Annotated in this window: 24 protein-coding genes; 14 read left to right on the forward strand and 10 right to left on the reverse strand. The window is 41.8% G+C overall.

Features of this window, described 5'->3' with window-relative positions; all coding sequences use genetic code 11:
* Window positions 1–14 precede the first annotated feature (14 nt).
* Window positions 15–218, forward strand: a complete 204-nt coding sequence (locus tag J9317_RS07665) for a hypothetical protein (protein WP_211557602.1) — start codon at window positions 15–17, stop codon at window positions 216–218.
* A 15-nt stretch (window positions 219–233) separates the two neighbouring features.
* On the opposite strand, the gene J9317_RS20795 is transcribed toward J9317_RS07665, so the two are convergent.
* Entirely contained in the window at window positions 234–362 is a 129-nt protein-coding gene (locus tag J9317_RS20795) for a hypothetical protein (protein ID WP_284143261.1), read from the reverse strand.
* A gap of 144 nt (window positions 363–506) precedes the next feature.
* Between J9317_RS20795 and J9317_RS07670 the strand changes: the two genes are divergently transcribed.
* Complete coding sequence (locus tag J9317_RS07670) at window positions 507–1061, forward strand: TIGR00725 family protein (RefSeq protein ID WP_211557604.1); 555 nt, start codon at window positions 507–509, stop codon at window positions 1059–1061.
* Between the two features lie 51 nt (window positions 1062–1112).
* Here the strand turns inward: J9317_RS07670 and J9317_RS07675 are convergent, their stop codons facing one another.
* The 3 genes from J9317_RS07675 to J9317_RS07685 all read right to left on the reverse strand — a co-directional run bounded on the left by J9317_RS07675 (window position 1113) and on the right by J9317_RS07685 (window position 4442).
* Window positions 1113–1526: a hypothetical protein gene (locus J9317_RS07675; protein WP_211557606.1), complete on the reverse strand. Its 414-nt coding sequence runs from the start codon at window positions 1524–1526 to the stop codon at window positions 1113–1115.
* Window positions 1527–1606: 80 nt separating this feature from the next.
* A complete protein-coding gene (locus tag J9317_RS07680) occupies window positions 1607–2578 on the reverse strand; it encodes a GGDEF domain-containing protein (RefSeq protein WP_211557608.1) in 972 nt (323 codons plus the stop codon).
* 337 nt (window positions 2579–2915) lie between these two features.
* A complete protein-coding gene (locus J9317_RS07685) occupies window positions 2916–4442 on the reverse strand; it encodes an MDR family MFS transporter (RefSeq protein ID WP_211557609.1) in 1527 nt (508 codons plus the stop codon).
* A 176-nt stretch (window positions 4443–4618) separates the two neighbouring features.
* Here J9317_RS07685 and J9317_RS07690 point away from each other — a divergent pair, with 176 nt between their 5' ends.
* Both J9317_RS07690 and J9317_RS07695 read left to right on the forward strand, forming a co-directional pair.
* A complete protein-coding gene (locus J9317_RS07690; protein ID WP_347880507.1) occupies window positions 4619–5875 on the forward strand; it encodes an ATP-binding protein in 1257 nt (418 codons plus the stop codon).
* A 57-nt stretch (window positions 5876–5932) separates the two neighbouring features.
* A complete protein-coding gene (locus J9317_RS07695) occupies window positions 5933–6400 on the forward strand; it encodes a DinB family protein (protein ID WP_211557610.1) in 468 nt (155 codons plus the stop codon).
* A gap of 26 nt (window positions 6401–6426) precedes the next feature.
* Here J9317_RS07695 and J9317_RS07700 read toward each other — a convergent pair whose 3' ends face one another.
* The gene (locus J9317_RS07700; protein WP_211557614.1) at window positions 6427–7737 is read right to left on the reverse strand and encodes an NCS2 family permease; all 1311 of its coding nucleotides are present in this window, start codon (window positions 7735–7737) and stop codon (window positions 6427–6429) included.
* A gap of 192 nt (window positions 7738–7929) precedes the next feature.
* On the opposite strand from J9317_RS07700, the gene J9317_RS07705 reads away from it, so the two are divergent.
* The 4 genes from J9317_RS07705 (at window position 7930) to J9317_RS07720 (ending at window position 11789) form a co-directional block, all read left to right on the forward strand.
* Window positions 7930–9261, forward strand: a complete 1332-nt coding sequence (locus J9317_RS07705; RefSeq protein WP_211557616.1) for an MFS transporter — start codon at window positions 7930–7932, stop codon at window positions 9259–9261.
* Between the two features lie 58 nt (window positions 9262–9319).
* Entirely contained in the window at window positions 9320–9970 is a 651-nt protein-coding gene (locus J9317_RS07710; protein WP_211557618.1) for a glycoside hydrolase domain-containing protein, read from the forward strand.
* Between the two features lie 81 nt (window positions 9971–10051).
* Complete coding sequence (locus tag J9317_RS07715) at window positions 10052–10957, forward strand: chemotaxis protein (protein ID WP_211557620.1); 906 nt, start codon at window positions 10052–10054, stop codon at window positions 10955–10957.
* 283 nt (window positions 10958–11240) lie between these two features.
* A complete protein-coding gene (locus J9317_RS07720; RefSeq protein ID WP_249292050.1) occupies window positions 11241–11789 on the forward strand; it encodes an HD domain-containing protein in 549 nt (182 codons plus the stop codon).
* 36 nt (window positions 11790–11825) lie between these two features.
* On the opposite strand, the gene J9317_RS07725 is transcribed toward J9317_RS07720, so the two are convergent.
* From J9317_RS07725 to J9317_RS07740, 4 genes are all read right to left on the reverse strand, one after another.
* On the reverse strand, window positions 11826–12290 hold the full coding sequence (locus J9317_RS07725) for a YkyB family protein (protein WP_211562202.1): 465 nt from the start codon (window positions 12288–12290) through the stop codon (window positions 11826–11828).
* 86 nt (window positions 12291–12376) lie between these two features.
* Window positions 12377–13885 (reverse strand): HD-GYP domain-containing protein, encoded by a 1509-nt coding sequence (locus J9317_RS07730; protein WP_211557625.1) that lies wholly within the window; start codon window positions 13883–13885, stop codon window positions 12377–12379.
* Window positions 13886–13993: 108 nt separating this feature from the next.
* On the reverse strand, window positions 13994–15292 hold the full coding sequence (locus J9317_RS07735) for an MFS transporter (protein WP_211557627.1): 1299 nt from the start codon (window positions 15290–15292) through the stop codon (window positions 13994–13996).
* Between the two features lie 117 nt (window positions 15293–15409).
* Window positions 15410–15904, reverse strand: coding sequence for a L,D-transpeptidase family protein (locus tag J9317_RS07740; protein ID WP_211557628.1), 495 nt, complete (start codon window positions 15902–15904; stop codon window positions 15410–15412).
* A 147-nt stretch (window positions 15905–16051) separates the two neighbouring features.
* On the opposite strand from J9317_RS07740, the gene ppx reads away from it, so the two are divergent.
* Complete coding sequence (gene ppx, locus J9317_RS07745) at window positions 16052–17590, forward strand: exopolyphosphatase (RefSeq protein ID WP_211557629.1); 1539 nt, start codon at window positions 16052–16054, stop codon at window positions 17588–17590.
* Window positions 17591–17723: 133 nt separating this feature from the next.
* Window positions 17724–19829 carry an RNA degradosome polyphosphate kinase gene (locus J9317_RS07750; protein WP_211557630.1) on the forward strand — a complete coding sequence of 702 codons (2106 nt, stop codon included), beginning with the start codon at window positions 17724–17726 and terminating at the stop codon, window positions 19827–19829.
* A 33-nt stretch (window positions 19830–19862) separates the two neighbouring features.
* On the opposite strand, the gene J9317_RS07755 is transcribed toward J9317_RS07750, so the two are convergent.
* Entirely contained in the window at window positions 19863–20729 is an 867-nt protein-coding gene (locus tag J9317_RS07755) for a metallophosphoesterase (protein ID WP_211557631.1), read from the reverse strand.
* Window positions 20730–20884: 155 nt separating this feature from the next.
* Between J9317_RS07755 and fadH the strand changes: the two genes are divergently transcribed.
* From fadH to J9317_RS07775, 4 genes are all read left to right on the forward strand, one after another.
* Window positions 20885–21649, forward strand: coding sequence for a 2,4-dienoyl-CoA reductase (fadH, locus tag J9317_RS07760; RefSeq protein WP_211557635.1), 765 nt, complete (start codon window positions 20885–20887; stop codon window positions 21647–21649).
* Between the two features lie 413 nt (window positions 21650–22062).
* Window positions 22063–23283, forward strand: a complete 1221-nt coding sequence (locus J9317_RS07765; RefSeq protein ID WP_211562203.1) for an EAL-associated domain-containing protein — start codon at window positions 22063–22065, stop codon at window positions 23281–23283.
* A gap of 50 nt (window positions 23284–23333) precedes the next feature.
* A complete protein-coding gene (locus tag J9317_RS07770; protein WP_211557636.1) occupies window positions 23334–23564 on the forward strand; it encodes a hypothetical protein in 231 nt (76 codons plus the stop codon).
* A gap of 132 nt (window positions 23565–23696) precedes the next feature.
* Window positions 23697–24221, forward strand: a complete 525-nt coding sequence (locus J9317_RS07775; protein WP_211557639.1) for a DUF3993 domain-containing protein — start codon at window positions 23697–23699, stop codon at window positions 24219–24221.
* Window positions 24222–24437 lie beyond the last annotated feature (216 nt).

The raw sequence follows: 24437 nt of genomic DNA on the forward strand, positions 1-24437 counted from the left end.
AGAAGGTGAAAATTGTGCTTCCAGATGATGCCTATCTTACACCGGAAGAGAAAATACTTGTTGTAAAGCTCAGAAGCGAAATGTTTAATGCGATGACATTAGAACATATGAAATTTTATAAAGCTGAAATGGAAAAAATCTATGAGCAAGCTGAGCGAAGAGAAGAGTTTAAAGAAAAAGTGAAGAAGATGGAAGAAGAAATTCGGTCTCACGTTTAGAGAGACCGAATTTTTTTATTTAGCTGGAGGGTGTGATTTTCTGGCGGCTGGATCAGATGCTTTCGCTTCAGCAGAAAATTCTGTATCGGTAATTGCTTTTGCATGCTGCAGCCCGGATTTGGATTTGCGGTTTCTCTTCGTCATGATGACGCCTCCTTTCTTTGATTATGATGACCAGTTCCACGAATTATTTTACTGGTAAAAGAAAGGTGACTTTCATGTGCGCGCGTGAAAAAAGCTGCTGATTTCAAGTATAATAAAGATAATAGATCAATGCGGGGGGCCATTATGATTAGAATAGCGATTATCGGTCAATCTGGGGTTATTCCTGAGGAAATATGCACAATTGCAGAGGAAGCAGGAGCTGAGGTTGCGAAAAGAGGGGCTGTTCTCCTCACAGGCGGCGGGAGCGGGGTAATGGAGCATGCTTCAAAGGGGGCAAAAGAAGCAGGGGGGCTGGTCATCGGTATTTTAGCGGGAGACAAGACGGATGTTGCAAATGATTACCTGGATGTCCCTATCACGACAGGCCTGGGCTTTGATTACCGCAGTCTTATTCTCGTTCATTCCTGTGATGCCATCATTATGATTAGGGGAGGAAACGGGACTCTCGGTGAACTGTCAGCCGCATACATGAACAGTAAGCCGGTGGTTATTGTTGAAACGTCCGGAGGCTGGGCCGCTAAAATAAAAGATGCTGCATTTGAAGGCAGCTATCTCGATGAACGGAGAACCGTGGAAATGCATTATGCGCATTCCGGAAAAGCGGCAGTTGAAAGAGCATTCGAACTCCTTGATATGAAACGGGATACCGTGAAAAATACAGGACTGACAGGCGATTAAGATGCGAAAAAAACAGGCTGATCGGCGAGATCAGCCTGTTTTTTTGTCTGCTTAGAAGCAAGTAAATGAACTGATTTGGCGAAGATCAATTCCAAAATAAAACCATTGTCTGTACCTAGGGAACCATCTAAATCCCGCTACAGAATTTCTGCCGACAAATGTCGGATAGAACCAGAATTGCTGCCCGTTATTCAGCCATACATAAGTGTTTCTGAATAAACACCTGCGAATTCCACCCGGATCAACAGCAAACGCAGTTGCCTGCTGCTGAGGTGTGAAACCAGGGGGAGGACCTGGAGGCTGTCCCTGCCCTTGTCCTTGGCTGGGGAATCCGCCTCCTCCTGGCGGTGGTGGCGGTGGAGGCATCATTTGACGGTCAAATGGTTCGAAAGCATAGGAATATGCATCATACGGATTAGGAGCGTATGGATAAAAATCATAGGGATTTGCTAAATAGGGATACATAAATTTCCTCCTTCTTGAGGGAAAGTGTAGTCAATGTACCCTATGCATAACCCCAATCATGGGTGTTTGCCCGCCTGAATTTACGTGTGGATTTTTTGCTTCGGTGAATAATGAAAGTAGCAGCTGTGATGAATTGATTTGCACTTCTTTTTGGTCTGTGCAGCCGCGTTGCTCAATTCCTCGCTTGATGAAAATCGTATCGTTTGATTTGTTACAACTGCGATGGAAAGGCTTACGAGGGGAATTTCCTCATATACATTTTTTCTGGATAGCCCAACGGTATATCCGCGGTTCCAGTCCTCCTCTTCATAATACTTTTTAGCCACAACAGTAAACTCATTGATAATATTTTTGCAAAGCTGCTCGTAGTCGAAATGCGGTACAACGGCCAGGAAGTCGTCACCGCCAATATGGCCCAAAAAAGCGTTTTCGTTATTTTTGAAAAAAAGATATTTGATTAGAATATTGGCTGTCTCTTTTATAAGAAGGTCACCTCTCTTAAATCCAAACAAATCATTATATTCTTTAAAATGATCCAGGTCTGCATAAAGGAGGGAGAAAGGATGCTCCGTACTGATGATTTCGTTAAGCTTTTGCTCAATGAGCACATTTCCGGGCAAACCAGTAAGCGGGTTCGTCCACGTGGCAAGATCGGCTTGGACTTCTGCAAATTTGATGAGGAGATTCCTGATGCTGATGATTCCGGAGTATTTACCTTCTGAAGTCACGATGATGTAATCATAAAGATGCTGCTCTTCGCGGTTCATGGCGAGAGAGCTAACCTCGGTTATGCTGTCTTCACGGTCTACGATCAAAGGCTTGGAATCCATAATTAACTCAATAGGGCGACCCATAAAAAGATCGTAGCCATATTTGGCTGAAAGCTTATGATTATAGCGGGATTTCATCACGAGTCCAATTGGGCGGTCATTTTTTAAGACAACAATCCCTTGGGCGGCCGGCTGTTCTTCAAATATGGTTCCGGCGGTTTGGGTTTTGACATCCCCTGTAATAACCGGCGCTTTTTCGGTTATATCTCCAATCTTTATCATGAGCATGACTCCTTGACTAGTTCACGTTATACCTTAATTACTACTATTTTACTATAAGGCTCGACAATATTATATTAATTTTATGTAAAGAAAAGAAAATGTGCTTGCTATAAAACGGCGCTGTCCAGAAAGCAGTTTTCAAAGCAGCTTTCGCTGTTTGAAATTGGATTGGTTTTCGCTGATTTACGCTCCAATAGCCTTACCAAATATCGATAAAGAAAAATTTAAAAAACAAACGTAATCCTTAATGTAAAACAAAACCCGGAAAGCCAGCGTTTCCGGGTTTTCATAATATTGCTCTGGCAAGGCTTTTTAGACAGCCCCATTGATTCAATGACTATTTAGCCTGCTTAACAGGAGTTTTCTTATTCTGCTGCCTGATACCGGGTACTTCCAATCTGGCATTTGGCATTAGTGCAACAAATACGAGAGCAAGCACACCTGCAGCCAGTGACCACATAAACATTTCCGCAATAGATCCAGCCATGGCATCCTGAATGGCAGAAAGGACATTCGGCGGCATTTGATCCCTTGCTTCAGGTGAAAGCATGGCTCGTGAATCTCCTGTAGGACTGAATTTTTCAAAGTCAGGCATCGTTTTTTTCAATTCATCCATTAAGAGGTTATTTTGAAGAGTTCCGAATACAGTTACACCAAGGGTCATGCCGATTGTACGAAAAAAGGCGTTCGTAGAGTTCGCTGTTCCGCGCTGTCTCATGCTGATTCCATGCACAGATGCCATACTGAGCAGAGGGAAGGAAAATCCAACGCCAAGCCCTAAAATCACCATATAAATAGTTAAATATAACCTTGGAGTATCCGCAGAGAGCGTACCAAGAAGAAACAGACCGGCAATGAATAGAACAGCTGAGATCAGCATCAGGCTGCGATAGGATGTCTTCGATGCGAAACCTCCCCCTGCCTGGCTGCCGGCAACACTTCCAAGCATCATCGGCATCAGTATCAACCCAGCATTGGTTGCAGATCCTCCATAAACACCCTGTACAAAAATTGGAATGAATATTGTGCCTAATATAAAAGCGGCCCCGTAAAAGAATCCTGCTGCCTGGCTTGAGGCAAACAGCCTGTTTTTAAATAAATCGAATGGAATGATAGGATCTGAGGCTTTTCTTTCAACAAAGATAAAGGATATAAGCAAAATGGCAAAACCGCCGATCAGACCTGCCATTAACGGTGAATTCCATGGAATTTCATCTCCGCCAAGCTCAAGTGAAAACATGAGACATAATACAGAAGCTACCAGCAGAGAAGCTCCCGCCCAGTCAATTTTTTGCTTCCTGCGTTCAAGAGATTCAAAATAAAATTTAACTACTAGGAAAAAGGCAATCAGGCCAAGAGGAATGTTTACGTAAAATACCCAGCGCCAATTAAGAAAATCCGTTAAATAGGCGCCGAGAAGCGGACCGAATACACTTGATATTCCAAAAACAGCACCAAACAGACCCGACATTTTGCCGCGTTTTTCAGGTGGGAAAATATCGAACATAATCGTAAATGCAATAGGCATAAGCGCGCCTCCGCCAATGCCCTGAATGGCACGGTAAATACTAAGCTGAACCATATCCTGAGCAGTTCCGCATAGGATGGATCCAATAATGAAAATGGTTAATCCCGCAATAAAAAACCTTTTTCGGCCGTACATGTCGGATAGCTTGCCGAATATAGGCATCCCGGCAACACTGGCAATCATATAGGCTGACGTTACCCAGATAAACTGGTCCAATCCCCCTAAATCGCCTACTATGGTTCCCATAGCGGTCGCCACGATTGTGTTATCCATTGCAGCCATCAAAATTCCAAGCAGGAGGCCTGTGACGACGAGTCCTTTTTTACTGTCTTTCATGTCTTTTGCTCCCTTAAAATAAAGTGTCTATCCAATTGAATTATGAATCCATTATCCAAATTTGTACAGAATGGAATAGGCAGCTCTTCAATAATTTTTTTAGATGCATTTTTTTATACGGCTTACGGCCAATTCATGATATATTTTGAAAGTATTATGATGGACGGAGGTAGCAAGTGCTCATTTATTTAAAACCACTTATCGTTAACATGGCCATTCTGTTTTCATTTACCTTTAACGCCAATTTGATGTTTCCCTTTCACTCAAGAAAGAAAATTAAGGTGAAGCAGCAGGTCATATATGGGCTTGTCAGCGGATTTGGAGCCATGCTTTGCATGCTTTATCCGATTGAAGATCTTGGAGAAACATTTTTTGATTTCAGAATGATCGCCATATTGATTGTGACCCTTTATTCTGGATGGCTCGCAGGAGGAATTGCCCTGCTATTTGCTTGCGCCGTCCGCTATGGCTTCGGAGGAGAATTTGTTTTCGTTGGAATTTTAATCAATGCAGCAGCATATGCAGCTGGTTTGCTGTTCAGAAAAATCTACATGAAATCCAAGGTGCGCCTGCTGGCAGGAGCCTTTATTATCATGCTTTATTTCTTCTTTTATATATGGATCGTCTCAGCTTTTATTACGTTTTTGCGCATTGAATTCTATATGATTTACTTTTTGTTTTTCTTTGCCGTTACAATGGCTATGATGGCCATTATTGAAGCCTTAGTCAGAATCAACCGGAATCTCGACAATATGGTATACCTTGATAAATTAACCACAATCGGACAGATGGCTGCATCCATTGCGCATGAAATAAGGAATCCGATTACGGCTGTGAGAGGGTTTATTCAGTTTTTGCAGGAAGATACAACCGATCAAAAGCTGAAAAAATTCTCACCGCTCATATTGGGCGAGCTCGACCGTACGAATAAAATTATTACGGATTATTTAAAGCTGGCAAAGCCATTTGAATTTGAGCTTGCGAGAGTAAATATTGATGAGCTTGTACAGGATTCAGTGGAACTGCTGAAACCGCTGGCAACCTATGAAAATGCGGAAATTAACTTAGAGATGATCCCTAGTAACGATGTTGTTGGAGATGCTGAGCATTTAAAACAGGCAATCATGAATGTACTGAAAAATTCCATTGAATCTATTGAGGGCGGGGGACAAATCACCGTTACCAAAAAACCGGATTATTTTAACGGCAAAGTGATCGTCACAATTGCTGATAATGGCAAAGGAATGACTGAGGAACAGCTTCAGAATATCGGCTTGCCGTTCTATACAACGAAAACAAAGGGAACGGGTCTTGGAACAATGATTACAAGCCGGCTGATTCATGATATGGACGGGGAAATTGAATACGCAAGCAAGATTAATGAAGGAACGCTGGTGACGATCAACCTAAAAGCTTATTCAAATTTGACATAGAATGGAATATTGCGATATATTGTACAGGAACAAATGTTCTTTTTAAGGGGGATGAGTATGAATCAATTGCTTGAATTAAAGGGGATGCTGGATTGGGCACAGCAATTAAATGGTACCGGGGAAGAAACGTTTTTCCAGCCTATTCAAGAAGGGAAATGGTCGCCTGCCGAAATCCTGGCTCATATGACTGCATGGGATCAATACACTCTTGAAAATCGTTTTGAGAGAATAGGGGAGGGAAAGGTTAACTTTGATTCGTTTCCTGAATTTGATTCTTTTAATGCAGAGGCAGCAGCCCATGCGAGGAATACAGCTGACAAATCGCAGTTAATCAGAGAATTTATTGAAACGAGAGAACGAGTTATACAATTTTATGAGAATCTTCCGGAGGAAAAGCGGAAACAGCCTTTTTGGATTGGAAGTCATCAATTAACAATTGATTCTTATATTAAGGATTTCTCAGAGCATGACCGCCATCATAGGCAGCAGATCGATAAAGCAGCCGGATTAGAAGAAATAAAGTAAAAAGCCGCCAAATAAAAAGGCGGCTTTTAATGTACAGAATGAAAGATCATGCTTGCTAAAAAGAGCAAGGCGATTATATATAATGGAAAAGCAATCTCCTTTGACCGTTTCATGGCCATCTTCAAAATAGGGTAGGCAATAAAACCGAAAGCCATTCCATCCACGATGCTGTATGTCAGAGGAATCAGAGCAATAATCAGGAAAGCAGGAAAGCTTTCAGAGAAATCCTGCAAATCAATGTTCTGGATGTTCTGAATCATCAGACCGCCAATTAAAATCAGGATTGGCGCAATCGCGGTATCAGGTATTAGTTTAATATAAGGCAGGAAAAGCAAGGATGCCAAAAAAAATAAACCTGTCGTTATTGCGGTCAGACCTGTACGCCCGCCGGCAGATATTCCTGCAGCTGTTTCTACGGTGCTTACAGTTGGACTCGTACCTAAAAAACCTGACGTAATGGCTGATATGGAATTTGCCTGGAGTGAACGTTTGAAACGATCCCCGCGTTTAATCATAGCAGTATGGCCGTGAACGAGTCCGACGTTTTCAAAAACGATAACCATAGTTAACGAAAAAACGCCGATCCAGAAGGCAAGGTCCGCTATCCCGGTGAATGAGATCGATCCAAGCACATCAGTGTAGCTGCTGAACCCTCCGGAACTTTCAGAAGACGTGCCGGTTTTAACTAATCCGAACGAAAAAGCGATCATTGTACCTGCGAGTATGCTGATCAGGAAATGTCCCGGTACACCTCTGGCAAAAAGTACAATCGTCACAAGCAGCGTTAATATGGATGCTATGACAGCAGGATCCGTTAAGTCCCCAAGCTGGACAAAAGTTGTTTCGCTCGCTTGCACAAGACCTGCTTTTTGAAGACCGATAAAGGTAAGAAAAATTCCGATTCCTACGGTAATGGCTTCTTTAAGTGCAGAGGGAATAGAAGCGGTAAGAAGCTCTGTCAGTTTAGTGAATGAAACGACTGCAAACAGAACGCCTGAAATCACCACGACTGCCAGTCCTTGCTGCCAGGGGATCCCCATTGATTGGCAGATGGTATACGTAAACAATGCATTTACGCCCATGCCAGGCACTAAAATAATTGGAGTGTTTCCAATCAGTCCCATGAGCAAGCACCCAATAAAAGATGCGAGTACAGTAGCAATCATTCCTGCTTCAAGAGGAATGCCTGCATCTGAAAGAATGGAAGCATTCACGGCAATAATGTAAACGGCTGTCAAGTATGAGACGAGACCTGCGAGTACTTCCCGTTTAAATGTTGTTCCATTTTCTTTAAGCTGAAAAATTGATTTCAACAGTAATCCTTCCTTGTTTGTCATCCCTCGACCCAACCCGTTCAATCAGCGAAATGCCGATTCACATTAAGCATTATATCAGGAGGCCGCTGTTTTTGCACCTTCGTTTTCCCCGGCAAATTGAAAATAATGTTAAAACTCCGTAAAGATACAGGAAGCAGGACCATTTCTATCGAATTATTCAAAGTTAGCCATTACATTGGAGGTGCTGTATCCATGCCTGAAATCAAGACCGATTCAAACAAGGCGTCCATGCTTAAGTCATCCTGGCCGATTTTCTTTTCCCTGCCAGTCTTATCCTGGGCGCTATATGACTTTGCCAATACCATTTTCTCCTCCAATATGATCACGATTTTCTTTCCTTTCTATTTGGAGGAAGCGATCGGAAACAGCGAAAAAATGGATCAGATTGCGAGTACGTTTCTTTCTTATGCCAATGCGGCTGCAGGGTTGTTCCTCGTATTGTTTTCACCGCTTTTTGGAGTGGAAATAGACCGGACCGGCAAAAAGAAAATCTATATTATCAGATTCACTGCTGTAACGGTTTTATGTACAATGCTTATGGGGATCTTTGGCTCGGTTCAGCTGCCCGGAAGCCTGCTCGGTTTACCTGCTTCACTTGGTATTGTCGTCATCCTGTTTATCATCGCAAAATTCTTTTATTCATCCAGTCTTATATTCTATGATGCAATGATTACCGATGTGAGTAATGCGAACAGCTTGCCGGTTATTTCGGGCTTTGGAGTGGCGGTTGGGTATGTTGGAACCCTTGCAGGTCTGACTGTTTATCCATTCATAGGAGGTGAGAATTTCCACCTCGCTTTTATTCCAACGGCCATTTTTTTTGCTGTATTTTCCCTGCCGCTTATTTTTTTCACCAAGGATCAGCCCTTACATAATCAGGGGCAGAAAAAGCATTTTATAAGCGGGTATAAAGAAATTCTCGTAACATTCAACGATTTGAAACGCTACAGACCGGCTTTTTTGTTTATGATTGCTTATTTTTTCATTAATGACGCCCTTGCGACAGCGATAGCGATGATGGCGATTTATGCAAAGGCAATAGTCGGCTTTTCAAACAGCCAATTCATTTTGCTTTATCTTGTTTCAACGATAGCAAGTATTGGCGGGTCCTTTCTATTTGGATTTATCACAAAAGCGCAAGGGGCAAAAAGAGCTTTTATGGCAGTAGGCTTTATTCTGCTTGCGGCGCTTTTGATTGCAGTGGCAGCAACTGAGCAGTGGATGTTCTGGATCGCGGGAAGCTTATTCGGAATATCACTGGGAGCGGTTTGGGTAACATCCAGAACGCTGATTGTAGAACTTACTCCTGAAGCAAAACGGGGACAGTTTTTCGGTTTATTTGCTTTCTCCGGGAAAGTATCCTCTGTAGTGGGACCATTCATTTATGGAACAATTACTTTGCTTTTCGCTGACTACGGCGATATGGCAAGCAGGGCAGCACTCGGCTCTCTTATGGTCATGGCTGCTGCGGGATTAGTCATCCATAACCGAGTGCAGTATACAAGGCCTTCACTGATGGATTAATACATGCCTCCTCCTGCATATACATAAAGCGATAAGCACCCGGGAGGACGTGAAAGGCATGGCGCGCAAAGCTTGGGGAATTGATTCTGCAAAAAAAGCAGATCAGGACTTATATAATTGCGTTAAAAAATATTACGGAACCCCTGCATACTGGGGAAGGTATCTGGCAGATGTTCCAGGAGTATCAAGAGGATTATCCAAGCTTGAGATAAGTTTTATTCATAGCAGAGGCATAAAGGTTTTACCAATCTATAACGTGTTTGATCAGGCGATACATTATGATAAAGGCGCCATTGCTGTCCGTAATGCTGTATTTCATGCACGAAGGCTCGATATTGCAGAGGGCACAGTCATTTTTGCTAACATTGAGCATTTTTTCTCGGTACAGCCGGAATGGATTGCAGCGTGGGCTGAAAAGATGTCAGAAACCGGCTATCGCCCAGGGTTTTATCACGATCCGCTGAAAGGGGATTTTTCTGAAGCGTATTGCGCTGCTGTTAGTCAAAACAGTAAAATTGCCAATCAGAGTATCCTTTGGAGTTCTAGGCCTGAAACGGGAACCAGCAAGGAGTATGAAGCCCCTCCATACAATCCTGCAAAGCCTCCCTGCAAAGGGAATGTTTGGATTTGGCAGTATGGGAGAGATGCAAAAAACTGCCCGATTGATACAAATCTTGCAGATGACCGCCTTTTAAAATATTTATATTGATGCTGTTTGATACAGATACTTCATCTATCAGCAGAAACAGCCGATATAATCTCTATAACAGTCAATGGAAGGAAGAACTGCATGGAAATGAACAAAGGTATACTGCTTGATAGCGGAACAAATGAATTGGAACTGGTTGAATTTCTCATAGGTGAGAACCGCTTTGGAATTAATGTGATAAAAGTCAAAGAGATCATTCAGCCTGCTGAAGTGACAGCTGTGCCTCATTCTCATCCAAACGTTGCAGGAATCATGGAGCTGCGGGGTGAGGTGCTGCCTGTTATTCATACAGCAAAAGCCCTGAATTTACCTGATAAAGAGCCAACAAGAGCCGACAAATTTATTGTCACAGAGTTTAATAATCAAAAACTCATTTTTCATGTGCATGGAGTTACACAAATTCATCGGGTAACCTGGGATCATATCGAGAAGCCCACCTCCATGTATCAGGGACTTGAAGCGCATGTTACAGGCGTTGTCCAGCTGAATGAGAAAATGGTTTTAATGCTGGACTTTGAAAAAATTGTAGTGGATATCGATCCTTCTTCAGGGCTGACAATAGACCGGATAAAGAAGCTTGGCAAAAGAGAGCGTTCTGAGAAAAAAATTGCAGTTGCTGAGGATTCTCCAATGCTCCGGAAGCTTTTGAAGGAAACACTGAAAGAGGCTGGGTTTACAGAGGTGGAGTTCTTCGAAAACGGAAGAGATGCACTTGAGTTTCTTGAGAATATGGCTGCTGCTGACGGACCGATGCGTGATCGCATTCAGCTGGTTATCACCGATATTGAGATGCCGCAGATGGACGGGCACCATCTAACGAAGAGGATTAAAGAAAACAGCAGGCTGCAGGAGCTTCCGGTCATAATTTTCTCTTCCCTTATCACGAACGATTTGATGCACAAAGGCGTAAAGGTAGGAGCAGCTGCTCAGGTTAGCAAACCGGAGATTGATAAGCTGGTTGCATTAATTGATCAATTTATTTTATAGTTAGTCTGTGTTAGAAGATTCTGCTGATTTTTGAAAATTTGCTGGTTTTTGTTCACTGCACAAATAACGGTTTAGCTTGGAGCAGGAAGGCCCGGGAATCCTGCGGGAGCAGCGGACAGTGGATACCCGGCAGACGCTCCCGTTCGAACCAGCTAAAATCAGCTGATAAATTCAGCAGTTGCCGCTATGCGTAAATTTTTTCTCTTTATTAAATATGAAAATAAGAACACTGGACAATACTTAAAGGGTGATTTTAAGTAAAATAAGAGAGGATGGGATGTGGATGATAAGTGAAGCGAAGAGGTTTGCTGAATTTGCTCATAGGGGCCAAGTTCGCAAATTGTCCGGCGTCCCATACTTTGTACATGTTGAAAATACTGCTACCATCCTGCTCAAAGCAGGGGCTTCCGATGAATTGATTGCAGCGGGTTACCTTCATGATACAGTGGAGGATACCGATGCTGAGCTAGACGATATTAAAGAAAAATTCGGGACTGCTGTGGCTGAACTGGTAGCCTTTAATACAGAGGATAAAAAGAAATCCTGGGAAGAACGAAAACAAGCAACGATTAATCACACAGGTTCAGCAAGCCTGGAAGAAAAAATGCTTTTGGCTGCTGATAAATTAGATAATCTCAAGAGCATTGAACAGGAGGTTATCAAATATGGAGATCAGGTGTGGCAGCATTTTAGCAGAGGCAAGGAACAGCAGGCTTGGTATTACAGCCAGGTAGTGGAGCAGCTGTATGCAAATTTAAAGCCCGAAGAAGTTCCTACTTATTTCTACTCGCTTGATAGGCTTCAACAGAGGCTGTTTTCGGATAAAGCTTAATTACAAGTAAAGCCGCGCAAATGAATGCGCGGCTTTTTAATAATTTTCACCAAGTTTTTTAAAGACAGGCTTCACGTATGTACGGGATTGCTGCATAGGCTTACCTGTGTTTTCTTCCCTTGTTCCAGTATACATTTGAAGCAAATCTTTTGCTTTTTGCAATGATAAATGCGTTTTTGGGTTGCGATAAGATTGGCTGAGTGCACCTAAGTGCGGTAACTGATGAAAATCTTCTTTGGTAGGGGGCATGTGAAAGTAATAGGAGCCTGCACATACTAAAACATCAGACTGCTGTTTGCTGAATTTGGGGTTTTGAGAAAAGTGGAGCCCTTTCTTTTCGGCCTTTCCTTCAGATATCAATTTTAACAGGGCTTTTTTCTTTAAAAAATAAAGGAATTTTGGGTTTGTAGCAGTTTTTGCATGACGGTTGACGGTGTAAATGGCTTTTGCAATATTGTCAGCTGTCATGGGCAGGGCTTGTTCTTTCTGTCTATCCATCATACGAAATCTCCTTAATATTCCATTTGTATAAACTGGTTTAGTACAATTATACGGAACCTCGAAATAAATGCAACCTGGGAGCAGACTCACGAACTGGCTTCTTCCCCCAAATACCCTTGGTTTTCCATATGCTCCAAAAATAAATCGGCATATTTTGGATCCCACTGTGTGCCTTTTCCTTCCCTTAGAATGGAAAGGGCTTTTGAAACCGGCATGCCCTTACGGTAGGGACGGTCAGAAGTCATGGCATCATAGGCATCAGCAACTGCAAGGATTCGTCCGAATTTAGGGATGCTTTCCCCCTTAAGTCCTTCAGGATAACCTTTCCCGTCATATCTTTCATGGTGGTATTTAACCCCTGGGATCAGGGGGGCCATAGCAGACGCGGGCTCTACATTGGCAAGAATGTTTGCTCCGATTACCGGATGAAGTTTTATTTCTTCAAATTCATCTTCCGTGAGCCTGCCATCCTTTAATAAAATGCTGTCTTTTATTCCTATTTTGCCAATATCATGCAGCAGGGCTGTTTTCTTCAGCAAATCAAGTTCCTCTTTATTCATACCCGATTGTTCACCAATAATAAACGCATATTCGGCGACCCGGATTGAATGGCCTGCTGTGTACAAATCCTTAGCATCTAAAGTCATGGCAAGAGTCCTGAATAGGCTTTCCGTTAGAAGACTGTTTATTCGGTCCTTTGCCTTTAGACCTTCGAGCATCTGATTATAGCCAGCGATAAGCCGGGAGAATTCATCTGAATATACTTCGTTCCGGTACTCATATTTTCCTTTCTTAACGAGCCGCATCCCTTTTTCTAAGCTCGCAATCGGCTCGCCGATGTCCTTCAGCAAAAGGAAACATACGAAGGAAGAAAATGCGATCGACATAAACATAACAATAGCTGCCCAGCTCCAGTATTCCTGCGTCATATCAGCAGCAGCCTCGGAAAGGTGCACTTGTGTTGCCAGGCTGAAGAGGAGGAGGGGGAAAATCCCAATATAGATGGCCGTAAATAAAACCTTGCTTCGAATGGAGGTATATATTTTGGACGGCTGCGCTAAATCCTGATCATAAAGCATAAGTGCTCTTTTTCTAAGGTCATAAAGCAAAGGCTTGATTGAACTGGTTGTTAGAAAATATTCGATGACACTATGCATACCAGCAATTAGAATCGCGCCCACCATTGCAAGTATCATATAATACGAAGGAAAGCTGAATAGACCTGATTGATATAAATAGACAGAAAGGGAGAAACCAGGCAGTGAAAAGCTAAACAAATGGGGGATATTGATCCTGAAGATTGTGCGCATTGGAAATCTGTGTACTTCATCGAATGCTTTTCTGATTTCTTCAAAAGAGGCATCATGCAGGAGACCTTTTTTGATTGGTGTCAGCTGAAACTTGAGAAAGAAAACGTCTGAAGCTATCATACATAAAAACGAAATCAGCATAATTCCAAACAGAAGAAGCATTTCTTTTGAAGAGATCGATATGGTAGAGAAAATAAAAACAGAGCCTACACCAAAAACAGCTATCAAGGAGCCGGCAATATAATTCGATATCACTTTTTTTATAAAATTTGAATAAGTCTTCAATATTTCACAACCTTTGGAAGCAGTAGCATGATATTCCTAATTATACTAAATTCGACAAAAATATTCATTATTAAAATAATAAAAAACGGCTGATGTCAAATCAGCCGTCTATTGTACCGGGTTAACTGTTTTTTTTGCTTTTTTTTCCTGCAGGTTTTTTCGCTTTTCTTCAAGATCTGCTTGCTCGCTCAGCTTAGGGAGCGTTAACGCATAGAAGATAAAAACAAGAAAAATCACGGAAGCCATTCCATAATAAATATAATCAATCGTTTCAATAAATTTTGGGAAAACAAGAGCGATGAAACCTAAGGTTAGAGACTGGGCTGTCATCATTAGAGGATCAATCCATCCGCTGACTCTACCCATAAGCTTCGGATTCACAATTTTTGGCATCCATCCGCCAATCGCGATATTGATCGGTCCTAAGCATATTCCAATAAAGAAAACAGTTGTTAAGTATACCCACAAATGATCGGTAAAGCCCAGCAAAACAATAAGTGCAGAAGCCGCCAGGATAGGAACGATCATCATTAGATGAGGCTTGATCTTTTTTTCGATGAATGTTGCAATCGCACTGCCGGCAAGAAGACCGATTCCGAGCGATATGGCAAAAAACGAAGCATACCATTCGTAGTTTTCAGGTGATAACTTGTATTTCATCGTAAACATTGGAAGAATGGCAAATCCTCCATTAACGAAGCCAAATACAAAGAACCCAAAAATGATGACAGCAAGAAGCTTGTTTTGAATAATATAAACAATTCCATCTTTAAAATCCCTGAAAGATGTTTTAAAATTAATGTCCTTCCAGTTGGGATTTCCGTTTGGAAGTCTTGCACCTCTAGGAATTTTACAGGCTCTTATCAATAAAGCAGAAATTACAAAGCTGATAAGATCAATCGCAACTGCCCCGTGGATACCGATCGTTTTATATGCGATCGCGCCAAGGCCAACCCCAAACACCATAAATAAACTAAAAAGGATTTGGTTCAAACCGGCTGCCTGAGCGTATTGTTCTTTTTTTAGTATCCCCTGAACGAGGCTGTTTTCAGCGGGAAAGAAGAATTTCGTTACGGAACTTCTTAGAAATAGAATGAAAAAAATGAGAGGGATTGAATTCAGAAAAAGTGCTCCGAAAAGGACGATACTCAGCCCGGCACGGATCCAATCACAATTTTCTGCTACTTTTTTCCTGTCAAAACGGTCTGCTACAACTCCGACCACAAAGAATACAAAGATAGTCGGGAGAGAGTACATAAGCTCTGCAAGCGTCGCATAATAGGGCTGGCTGCTGAAATGCTCCAGCATATAAAAAGCAAAGGCCATGTTGCCGATGGTTGTACCCATTTGCGATGAAAGGGCTGCAAAAAAGAGCTTTACGAAATTAGGATTCTTAAAAATCTCCATTCTAACGCTCCTATTCACCTTTAAATCCAATCAATTGTTATTATAAGTGATTCAATCTTTTTTTAACATGGAATGTTTGTAAATTTTTAACTACAATTTTTCTTTACATCAGCTTCACTAACTGATTATGGAGACCCGTGTACCATTCGGAACAGCAGCAGCAAGCTCAAGAACATCTTTATTATACATTCTTATACACCCTTTTGAAACGGATTGGCCTATAGAAGCGGGGTTATTTGTTCCATGAATGCCGTATCCTGCCTTTGATAAGGAAAGCCACATCGCTCCATAGGGGCCTCCGGGATTCGGCTCTCTGTTCACAATAACAAATTCTCCAATGGGTGTGCTATACAGCATGCGTCCGGTAGCAATGGGATATTGCTTTACTAAAGTTCCATTTCTGTAAAGCCCCAGCTTTTTTTTGCTAATTGATACAGCGATTCGGTAGGGAATGGTGTTCGGATCACGGAGGCCGGGAACGAGAAGCTTTCTGCCTGGTGAGAGGGCAGACTGAACTGTGAGGCCGTTGGCTTTTGCCAGTGCCTCGGGACTGATTCTGAAATCTTTTGCAATTGAACGTACAGTTTCCCCAGCCTTGACCATATAAACCATCCTTAATCCCCCTTTTAATTGACCGCGATTGCCCATGAAAACAAATTATGCAAAAGAAGGCGTTTGTTTCCTTTAAGGAATGAAGTCAATGGGGAAGATTATGGTATAATGAGGTGCAAAATTCATATTGAATTAAGGGTGTTTAAGATGGAAAAAGAAAAATTTGCGATAGTGGATATCGGGTCCAATACAATGAGACTGGTTATTTATGAAAGAGATAAAAGCGGCAGGCTGAAGGAAATTGAAAACGTGAAAGCTGTAGCACGTCTTCGGAATTATCTAAATGAAGAAAATGTACTGGAAGAAGAAGGCATAAAAAAAATGCTGGATACCCTTAAAAGCTTCCAGGAGGTATCCAGGCATCATCAAATGAAAAATGTTCATACAGTAGCGACAGCAACAGTCAGACAAGCAGTTAATAAAGACGAAATATTGGAGCGTGCCGAAAAAGAAACCGATTTTTCAATCAGGCTGCTTTCAGAATACGAAGAAGCTTATTACGGGTATTTAGCAGTTGTGAATTCTACATCCATTAAAAATGGAATTACCATTGATATTGGCGGAGGGAGTACAGAAATAACCCTCTTTGAAAACCGCGAGCTAAAGGAATACCATAGCTTTCCTTTCGGAGCCCTTTCATTAAGAAAGAAGTTTGTAAGCGAAGAACTTCCAGATGAAAAAGAGTCCATTCGTCTCACTGCTTACATTAAAGAGCAGCTTCAAACTCTTCCTTGGCTTAAAGACAATCGTCTCCCTGTTATCGGAATCGGAGGAAGCGCCCGAAATCTGGTACAAGTAGATCAGGCATTAAAGGAATATCCGTTTGCTGGTGTTCATCAGTATGAAATGACCCCGCAGGATATGAAAAATGTCCTCACTTATTTGAAGTCTCAGACTTTTGAAGATTTGCAGCGTGTGGATGGGCTGTCCAAAGACCGCGCCGATCTAATTATTCCTGCTGGAATGGTCTTTCAAGTTCTGTGCAGCCAGGTACAGGCAGATCGGTTCATTATGAGCCGCAAAGGGCTTAGAGACGGCGTGTTTTTTGAGGATCTTTCAAGGGAGTATGGAATCAGCGCTTACCCGAACGTGGTAGAAGAGAGCTTCTATGAGATGGCTACTGACTTTCATATTGACTTAAACCACGTTATTCCGGTTACAAACATGGTTTTCGATTTCGTTCGTCTTTTGGAAAATCACGCTCTTGTCTCCTATTCTGAGGAAGAGCTGACGGATTTAAAAAGGGGAGCCTTTGTTTTTAATTTAGGGCAATACATTGATTCTGAGTCAAGCAGCAAGCATACTTTCTATCTGCTAGCTAACCGGACCATTGATGGAATGACTCATAAAGAAAGATTAAAAACAGCCTTAATCGCATCATTCGTGAGCAAGGCATCCTTAAAGCAATATTTGGAGCCATTTCAGGATTGGTTTACGAAAGACGAACAAAAAAATATCCGGACATCCGGGGCTATTTTAAAATTCATATACAGCTTTAATTCAACTAAGCGAAACATCGTTGACTCACTGGATCTTGCTATAAACGACGGGGTCTTAACAGTTCATGCTTATTGCTCTGCTGACTGGGGACCGGAGGCCTATCAGGCAGAAAAACATAAAAAGCACGTTGAGAAGCTATTCAGAATGCCCGTCGAGATCGTATTTAGTTATTCTGAGAGAGTTTAATCTCACCTGATAAGGGTATGTAAAAATTGAACTTCCTGCTTTTCCATCTTTCACACAATTATAACAAAACATTTACATAGCGTTGAATATACTTTGCTAGGATAACTAATAGGGAAGGGTGGCGGATACATTAATGACAACAACAAAGAATGCGATTGAGTTAAGCAGTCCTGCTTACTATAACAACAGGGAGCTTAGCTGGCTTGCGTTTAATGAAAGAGTATTAGAAGAAGCAATTGATACAAGAAACCCATTGCTTGAGAGGTTTAAATTCCTCGCTATCTTCAGCTCGAATTTGGATGAATTTTTTATGGTGCGGGTGGCCGGCTTAAAGGATCAGGTTAAGGCCGGATTTAATAAGCCTGAAAATAAGGCAGGGCTGACTCCAAAAAGACAGCTTGCGAAAATAGCAGAGCTCAATCACCGGCTGGTGGCACTGCAAAGCAGTACATTTACAAAAACTCTTCTTCCGGCACTGAAGGAAGAGAATATTGAGTTTTTGACGTTTGGCCAGCTTTCTTCATTGCAGCTCAATCATCTGGAAGATTATTTTGACGAGCAGATTTTCCCGGTTCTGACTCCAATGGCGGTAGATGCATACAGGCCGTTTCCTATGCTTTTAAATAAAAGTTTAAACCTTGCGATTGTTTTGAAGGATCCTGATGCACCTGAGGAGCTTCGCCAAAAAACCGCGATTGTTCAGGTTCCGTCTGTCCTTGAGCGGTTTGTTAAATTAGATCATCCAGATAAAGATCATTATGTTTTGCTTGAAGACATAATTGCTCATTTTATTTTTAAGCTTTTTAAAGGATACAATGTGCAATCTGTTACACAGTTCAGGATTACAAGAAATGCAGATATGACCATCCACGAAGAGGGCGCAAGGGATCTTCTGAAAGAGATTGAAAAAGAACTGAAAAAAAGGAAATGGGGATCAGCAGTCCGTCTGGAACTAAAAAAAGATGGCTATGACAGCAATGTGCTGCAATATTTGCTTCATGAGCTGGAAATCCATGAAAAAGATGTTTACGAAGTAGAAGGGCCGCTGGATTTAACCTTTTTATTCGGTTTTTCTAAAGAGCTTTCTGCAAAGCATGACCATCTGGAATTTCAGACGCTGATTCCGCAGCCGCCAAAAGACCTTCATTCTGATCAGCACATTTTTGAACAGGCATCTGAACGTGATATTTTCCTTCACCATCCGTATGAATCGTTTCAGCCTGTCGTTGACTTTGTTGCTGATGCAGCAGATGATCCGGACGTATTGGCAATCAAGCAGACTCTCTATCGTGTAAGCGGAGGTTCTCCTATTATAGAAGGGCTTAAAAGAGCCGCTGAAAACGGAAAACAGGTAACGGTTCTGGTCGAATTAAAAGCAAGGTTCGATGAAGAAAATAACGTTCAATGGGCGAAAGAGCTTGAAAAAGCCGGCTGCCATGTCATATATGGCATGACCTATCTGAAAACCCACAGCAAAATTACGCTCGTTGTCCGCAAAAAGAATAACCGGATTGAGCGGTTTGTCCATCTTGGAACTGGAAATTACAATGAGAAGACAGCCAATATCTATACAGATATGGGATTGATTACGTCTAAAAGGAAATTTGGCATTGATGCCACCAACTTCTTTAATTATTTAAGCGGTTATACGGAAAAACCCGAGTTCCACCATTTATCCGTTGCCCCATTTGACATACGAAAAGATTTTATTCAGCTGATTGATCAGGAAATTGCCTATCAAAAGAAATACGGCAACGGCCGGATCATTTCCAAAATGAATTCCCTGACTGATAAAGCCATTATTATGAAGCTGTATGAAGCTTCGAATGCGGGCGTAAAGATTGATCTGATTGTGAGGGGAATCTGCTGTCTGCGCCCGGGTATTAAAGGTGTAAGCGAAAACATTCGGGTTCGCAGCATTGTCGGCCGTTTCCTGGAGCACAGCCGCATTTATTATTTCCATCACAATGGAGAAGAAAGAATGTATCTGTCCTCAGCAGATATGATGACGAGAAACATGGAAAAAAGAGTGGAAATCGCCTTTCCGATCTTTGAAGGCCAGATTAAAAAGCGCATTAACAGGATCCTTGCTATTCAGCTGGAAGATAATATGAAGTCAAGGGAGCAGGATTCAGAGGGGATTTACAGCTACGTGAAAAAAGATAAAGATACTCCTGAGTTCGACAGTCAGCTTGTAATGTTCGGAATGGCCTATCAAGTACTCGAAGATGAAGAATAACTAAGAAAAAGTCCGGAATCCCGGACTTTTTTGCTATGACTTGGCGCTTTTCAATGTGAATACAGTTAATTCAGGAACGGATAAGAAGCGAAAAGGCAGTCTGGTTGTCCCTAAACCACGGTTAACGTATAATTTTTTGGATCCGAACTCATACAGACCTTCTGTATATACATCAGCATATGGAGGGGTGATAAGCGGTCCGTAGAAAGGGAGCTGAATTTGACCGCCGTGGCTATGGCCGGACAGCTGCAAATCAACATGAAGCTTTTTTGCCTGAATCCATGAATCCGGTTCATGAGCGAGAAGGATGTTGAATGTTTTAGGGCTGAAGGAGCCTGCCGTTTTTTGATAGTCAGGTTTGCCAAGCATCAAATCGTCCAAACCTGCGATGTTTATATACGTACCATCCAGGAGACGAACCTTTTCAGATTCGTTTTTCAGGAGCTTGAAGCCTGAATGCTTCAGGATTTCCGCATAAACATCACTGCCGTATCCTCCGTGATCATGATTGCCGTAGACCGCGTATTTACCAAGTGGAGCTACTATATCCTTTAAATGCGGGATTATATCTTTCGTTTGTCTGTAGTGAAGAGGATCGTCCATTAAATCTCCAGTAAAGAGTACTATATCAGGTTTATATCCATTAATCGCATCTTTAATTTTCCCAAGCTGGCTGATTGAATAATAGTCGCTCAGATGCGTATCACTGAATTGAACGATTTTCATTCCGCTGAATCCATTCGGGATTTTAGAACTGATCACTTCCAGCTCCTGGATATCGAGAAGCTTCGGCTCCAAGTATCTGGCGTAACTGTATCCGCCAATGGAAAAAACAAAACCAGCAACAGTAAACGAGAGAAAACTCTTCAGGAATAATCGCCGGGACATCTTTTTATTCATATTCCCCAACCATTCTAATAAGTAATGACTAATTATAACATGGTTTATTTAAGAATATGATCGAATGATGGATCGTAAGAAAATAGTTCGAAAAGAAAGACTGCATATGCTAATATATGAATGAGTATTCATTCATTGAACAAGGGGGATTATTTATGGGAGAAAAAGTTATGATCATTACAGGCGGATCCAGCGGGATGGGAAAAGCTATGGCAAAACGCTTTGCACTGGATGGAAAAAACGTTGTTATTACGGGAAGAACTCTGGAATCGCTTGAAAAAACGAAGGAAGAGATTCAGCAGACTGAAGGCCAGATTATGACTTTTGCAATGGATGTCAGACAGCCCGAGAAAGCAGCAGAGCTCGTTCAAGCTGTACATGCACAATACGGAAGAATAGATGGGCTAATTAATAACGCTGCAGGAAATTTCATATGCCCTGCTGAAAAATTATCAGTAAACGGATGGAATTCTGTAATCAATATTGTCCTTAATGGTACTTTTTATATGAGTTCCAGCGTCGGAAACTACTGGATTGAGCAGAAACAAAAAGGGGCAATCATCAACATGCTCGCTACATATGCATGGGGAGCGGGAGCAGGGGTGATTCATTCAGCTGCTGCAAAAGCAGGTGTTCACTCCATGACACGCACGTTGGCTGTTGAATGGGGCAGCCGCTATGGGATCAGAGTAAATGCAATTGCTCCTGGTCCAATTGAGCGGACTGGCGGTGCGGATAAATTGTGGGAATCAGAAGAAGCCGCTAAACGAACATTAGCAAGTGTCCCGTTAAAAAGGCTTGGAACTCCTGAAGAAATTGCAGGTATTGCTGCCTTTCTAATGTCAGATGAAGCTGCATATATTAATGGGGAATGCATCACGATGGATGGCGGCCAATGGCTCAATCAGCACCCATTTTGATATTAAGATCAGCCTGCAGAATTTCTGCAGGCTGTTTTAATCTTGGACGTTCAATCAATATTCTGTTTGGATATTCCTAGCCGGCGATAACTAATATATTATCGAAACCGAACCAAAGTTTATCGAATCCCGATATATTATCGAAAACACCCCTTTTATTATGAAACCCGAACAATCGACATTTCCCGCGCGTGTACCGCCCATAAAGCGTGCGCCAATGGCCAGATAAGACGACCCACGATCTACCAAGACGGCAAACTCCGCACATCCTTGAGAATCCATTCATAATACCCCCACTTTGCAGCAAAGTTTTAAATACAACCAATTACAAAAAAGTGGAAGGGATAGACAAACGGTTCCCCGTCAGAATTGTGATATAATTTGCATAATAGAGACAGAATGAGGGGGAAAGAATCATGGATGCTCTGGATATTCTTTCGAATAAACAAGATGTAGTGCCATACTATCAAGCTATATTCAGTGCAGATGAACAAATCATTGCAGGTTATGAAGTGCTTGGAAGAATCCATTATCAAGGAGAGCTTAGAAGCCTTGGGGATTTTTTTGCAGACGAGAGTGTACCAGATGAATACAAAATTGAAATTGATGATTACATAGTTGAACAGGCACTTGAATATGCTCTGGCTGAGAAACTGGATGCCCTTATTTTTATTAACCGGGATGCAAATTTACTCATGATGGATCAGGGAGAGAGCTTTCTTGCCTTGTTGCTCCGTTTTCAAGCAAAAGGATTGAACCTAGAGCAAATTGCCATCGAGTTAACGGAGCATCAATTTAATGGGGATATTGAACGTTTGCAGCATCTGATTCTTTATTACCGGACTTACGGGATCAAGCTTGCTGCTGCGAATATTGGCAGGGAAAGCAGCAACCTTGATCGAATTGGAAAGCTTTCGCCTGACATTTTGAAAATTGATCTTCAGCCTCTCCGGATGACTTCTGCATCCGCATCTTTTAATGATGTGCTGTATTCTATTTCTTTGCTTGCCAGAAAAATAGGTGCGTCCATTCTTTTTGAGGATATCGAGGCGAATTTCCAGCTTCAATATGCCTGGAGAAACGGAGGCCGCTATTTCCAGGGCTTTTACTTAACAAAACCTGAAGCGCAATTTCTTCAAAAGAATTTGCTGAAAGAGAAGCTTTCCAGCGAATTTCATCACTTTATTATCCATGAGAAGAAGAAATTAGAAACCTTTTATGAGTTATCCGAACAGTTTTACCAGAGGATTCATCATCTTGCCGGAATCAGCGAAAAGCTGTGCAGCAGCCAGGACCAGTTAATTACGATGCTGTCTAAAGAGCTTTCTGATTGCAGCTTCCGCATTTATGTTTGCGATTCAGATGGTTTTCAAACGACCGGCAATATCTTCAAAGCGGGCGATGGCTGGGTATTTCAGGAGCAATATAAGCATAAAAATTGGAGCTGGCGCCCTTATTTCCTGGAAAATCTGATGAAGATGAGAATCGGAAGAAAAGGCTTTTTCAGTGATTTATACAGTGATATCGAAACGGGTGAAACGATCCGCACGTATTCATATCCTCTTGATGATGGCCACTACCTGTTTATTGATCTGCCCTATCAATACCTCTACGATCAAAACGGTATGCTGTGAATGAATTCACGCAAAACGCAGACAATAAGGAAAAAATAATGGAGGAATTTATGATTGCTCTAGGTGCCATTGGTCTGCTTATCTTGCTGGGAGGACTTTTCATCACATTCAGGACAGGGATTTGGACTCAGGCCAGAAGAAAAGAATTTGATGTTTCAGCTCCAAAGCCTGTTCAAGCGCATCCGTATCTTTTTAACCCGATATTTCTTGTATATTTAGGTGCGGGGGTTCTTGTAATCGTATTGATCCTATATTTTGTTTTTAAATATGGAAGTTATTAAGAACAGAGCTTTTTAACGGGCTCTGTTTTTTTAACGTTTCGTTTTTAAAAGAAAGTGGAATAACAAAAATATAAATGATCGACGCCGGTAGATAACCTGATTAGGCTAAAGGACGAAAGGGAGGAATAAACAATGAAAGCGTTATCAACGATTACTGCAACAGCTGTTCTATTTTTTTCACTTGGATCCCCGGCCGTAGGTGAAACCGTATCGGTTAAAACCGATCGTGTGCAGCAGTCTGCTCCGCAGCAAGCCACAGTGAAACAGCGTTCATTCAACATGCTGCAGGATGCATATCAGGCCCAAATATCACTAGGCAGCAAAGAACGGTCGAAAACCGAAATGAAACGTGTTCTAAACCCGTATTTTACAGATGAAATGGCTAATATTTATTTAAAGCATAATGCTGTAAAAGGGCAAAAACAATATATTGTATACGGCACAGATTTCCCTATCTTATCCATTCCGTTTTTCAGCTATGGTGCTGAGACGAAACTCAAGGATAAGGGGGATAAAAGAATTATTTATCAATACTTTGAACATACAGATGAAGGGCCCGTTACATATGATAGTCATTATGAAGCTGTAACATTGACTAAATCTGCGGGGAAATGGAAAGTGTCTTCAATTACTGAAAGCAAGGAAGAGCCAAAATAAAATAGATATTGACACAGATAATGATAATCATTATCATTGATGTAAATAAATAAATTGTCTAACGTTCCCGCTCCCCCAAAAAGTGCGGAATACTGAACCCGGTCCTTCATGACCGGGTTTTTCTTTTTTTTTTATAAGGCATTTTCAGAAGCGGATATTGAAAAATGATTGATAGCAGAAGTCATAAGCCTCATCACCCAGCATCTTTGAACGGAA

The sequence above is a fragment of the Metabacillus flavus genome (genome assembly GCF_018283675.1).
Classification (GTDB): Bacteria; Bacillota; Bacilli; order Bacillales; family Bacillaceae; genus Metabacillus_B; species Metabacillus_B flavus.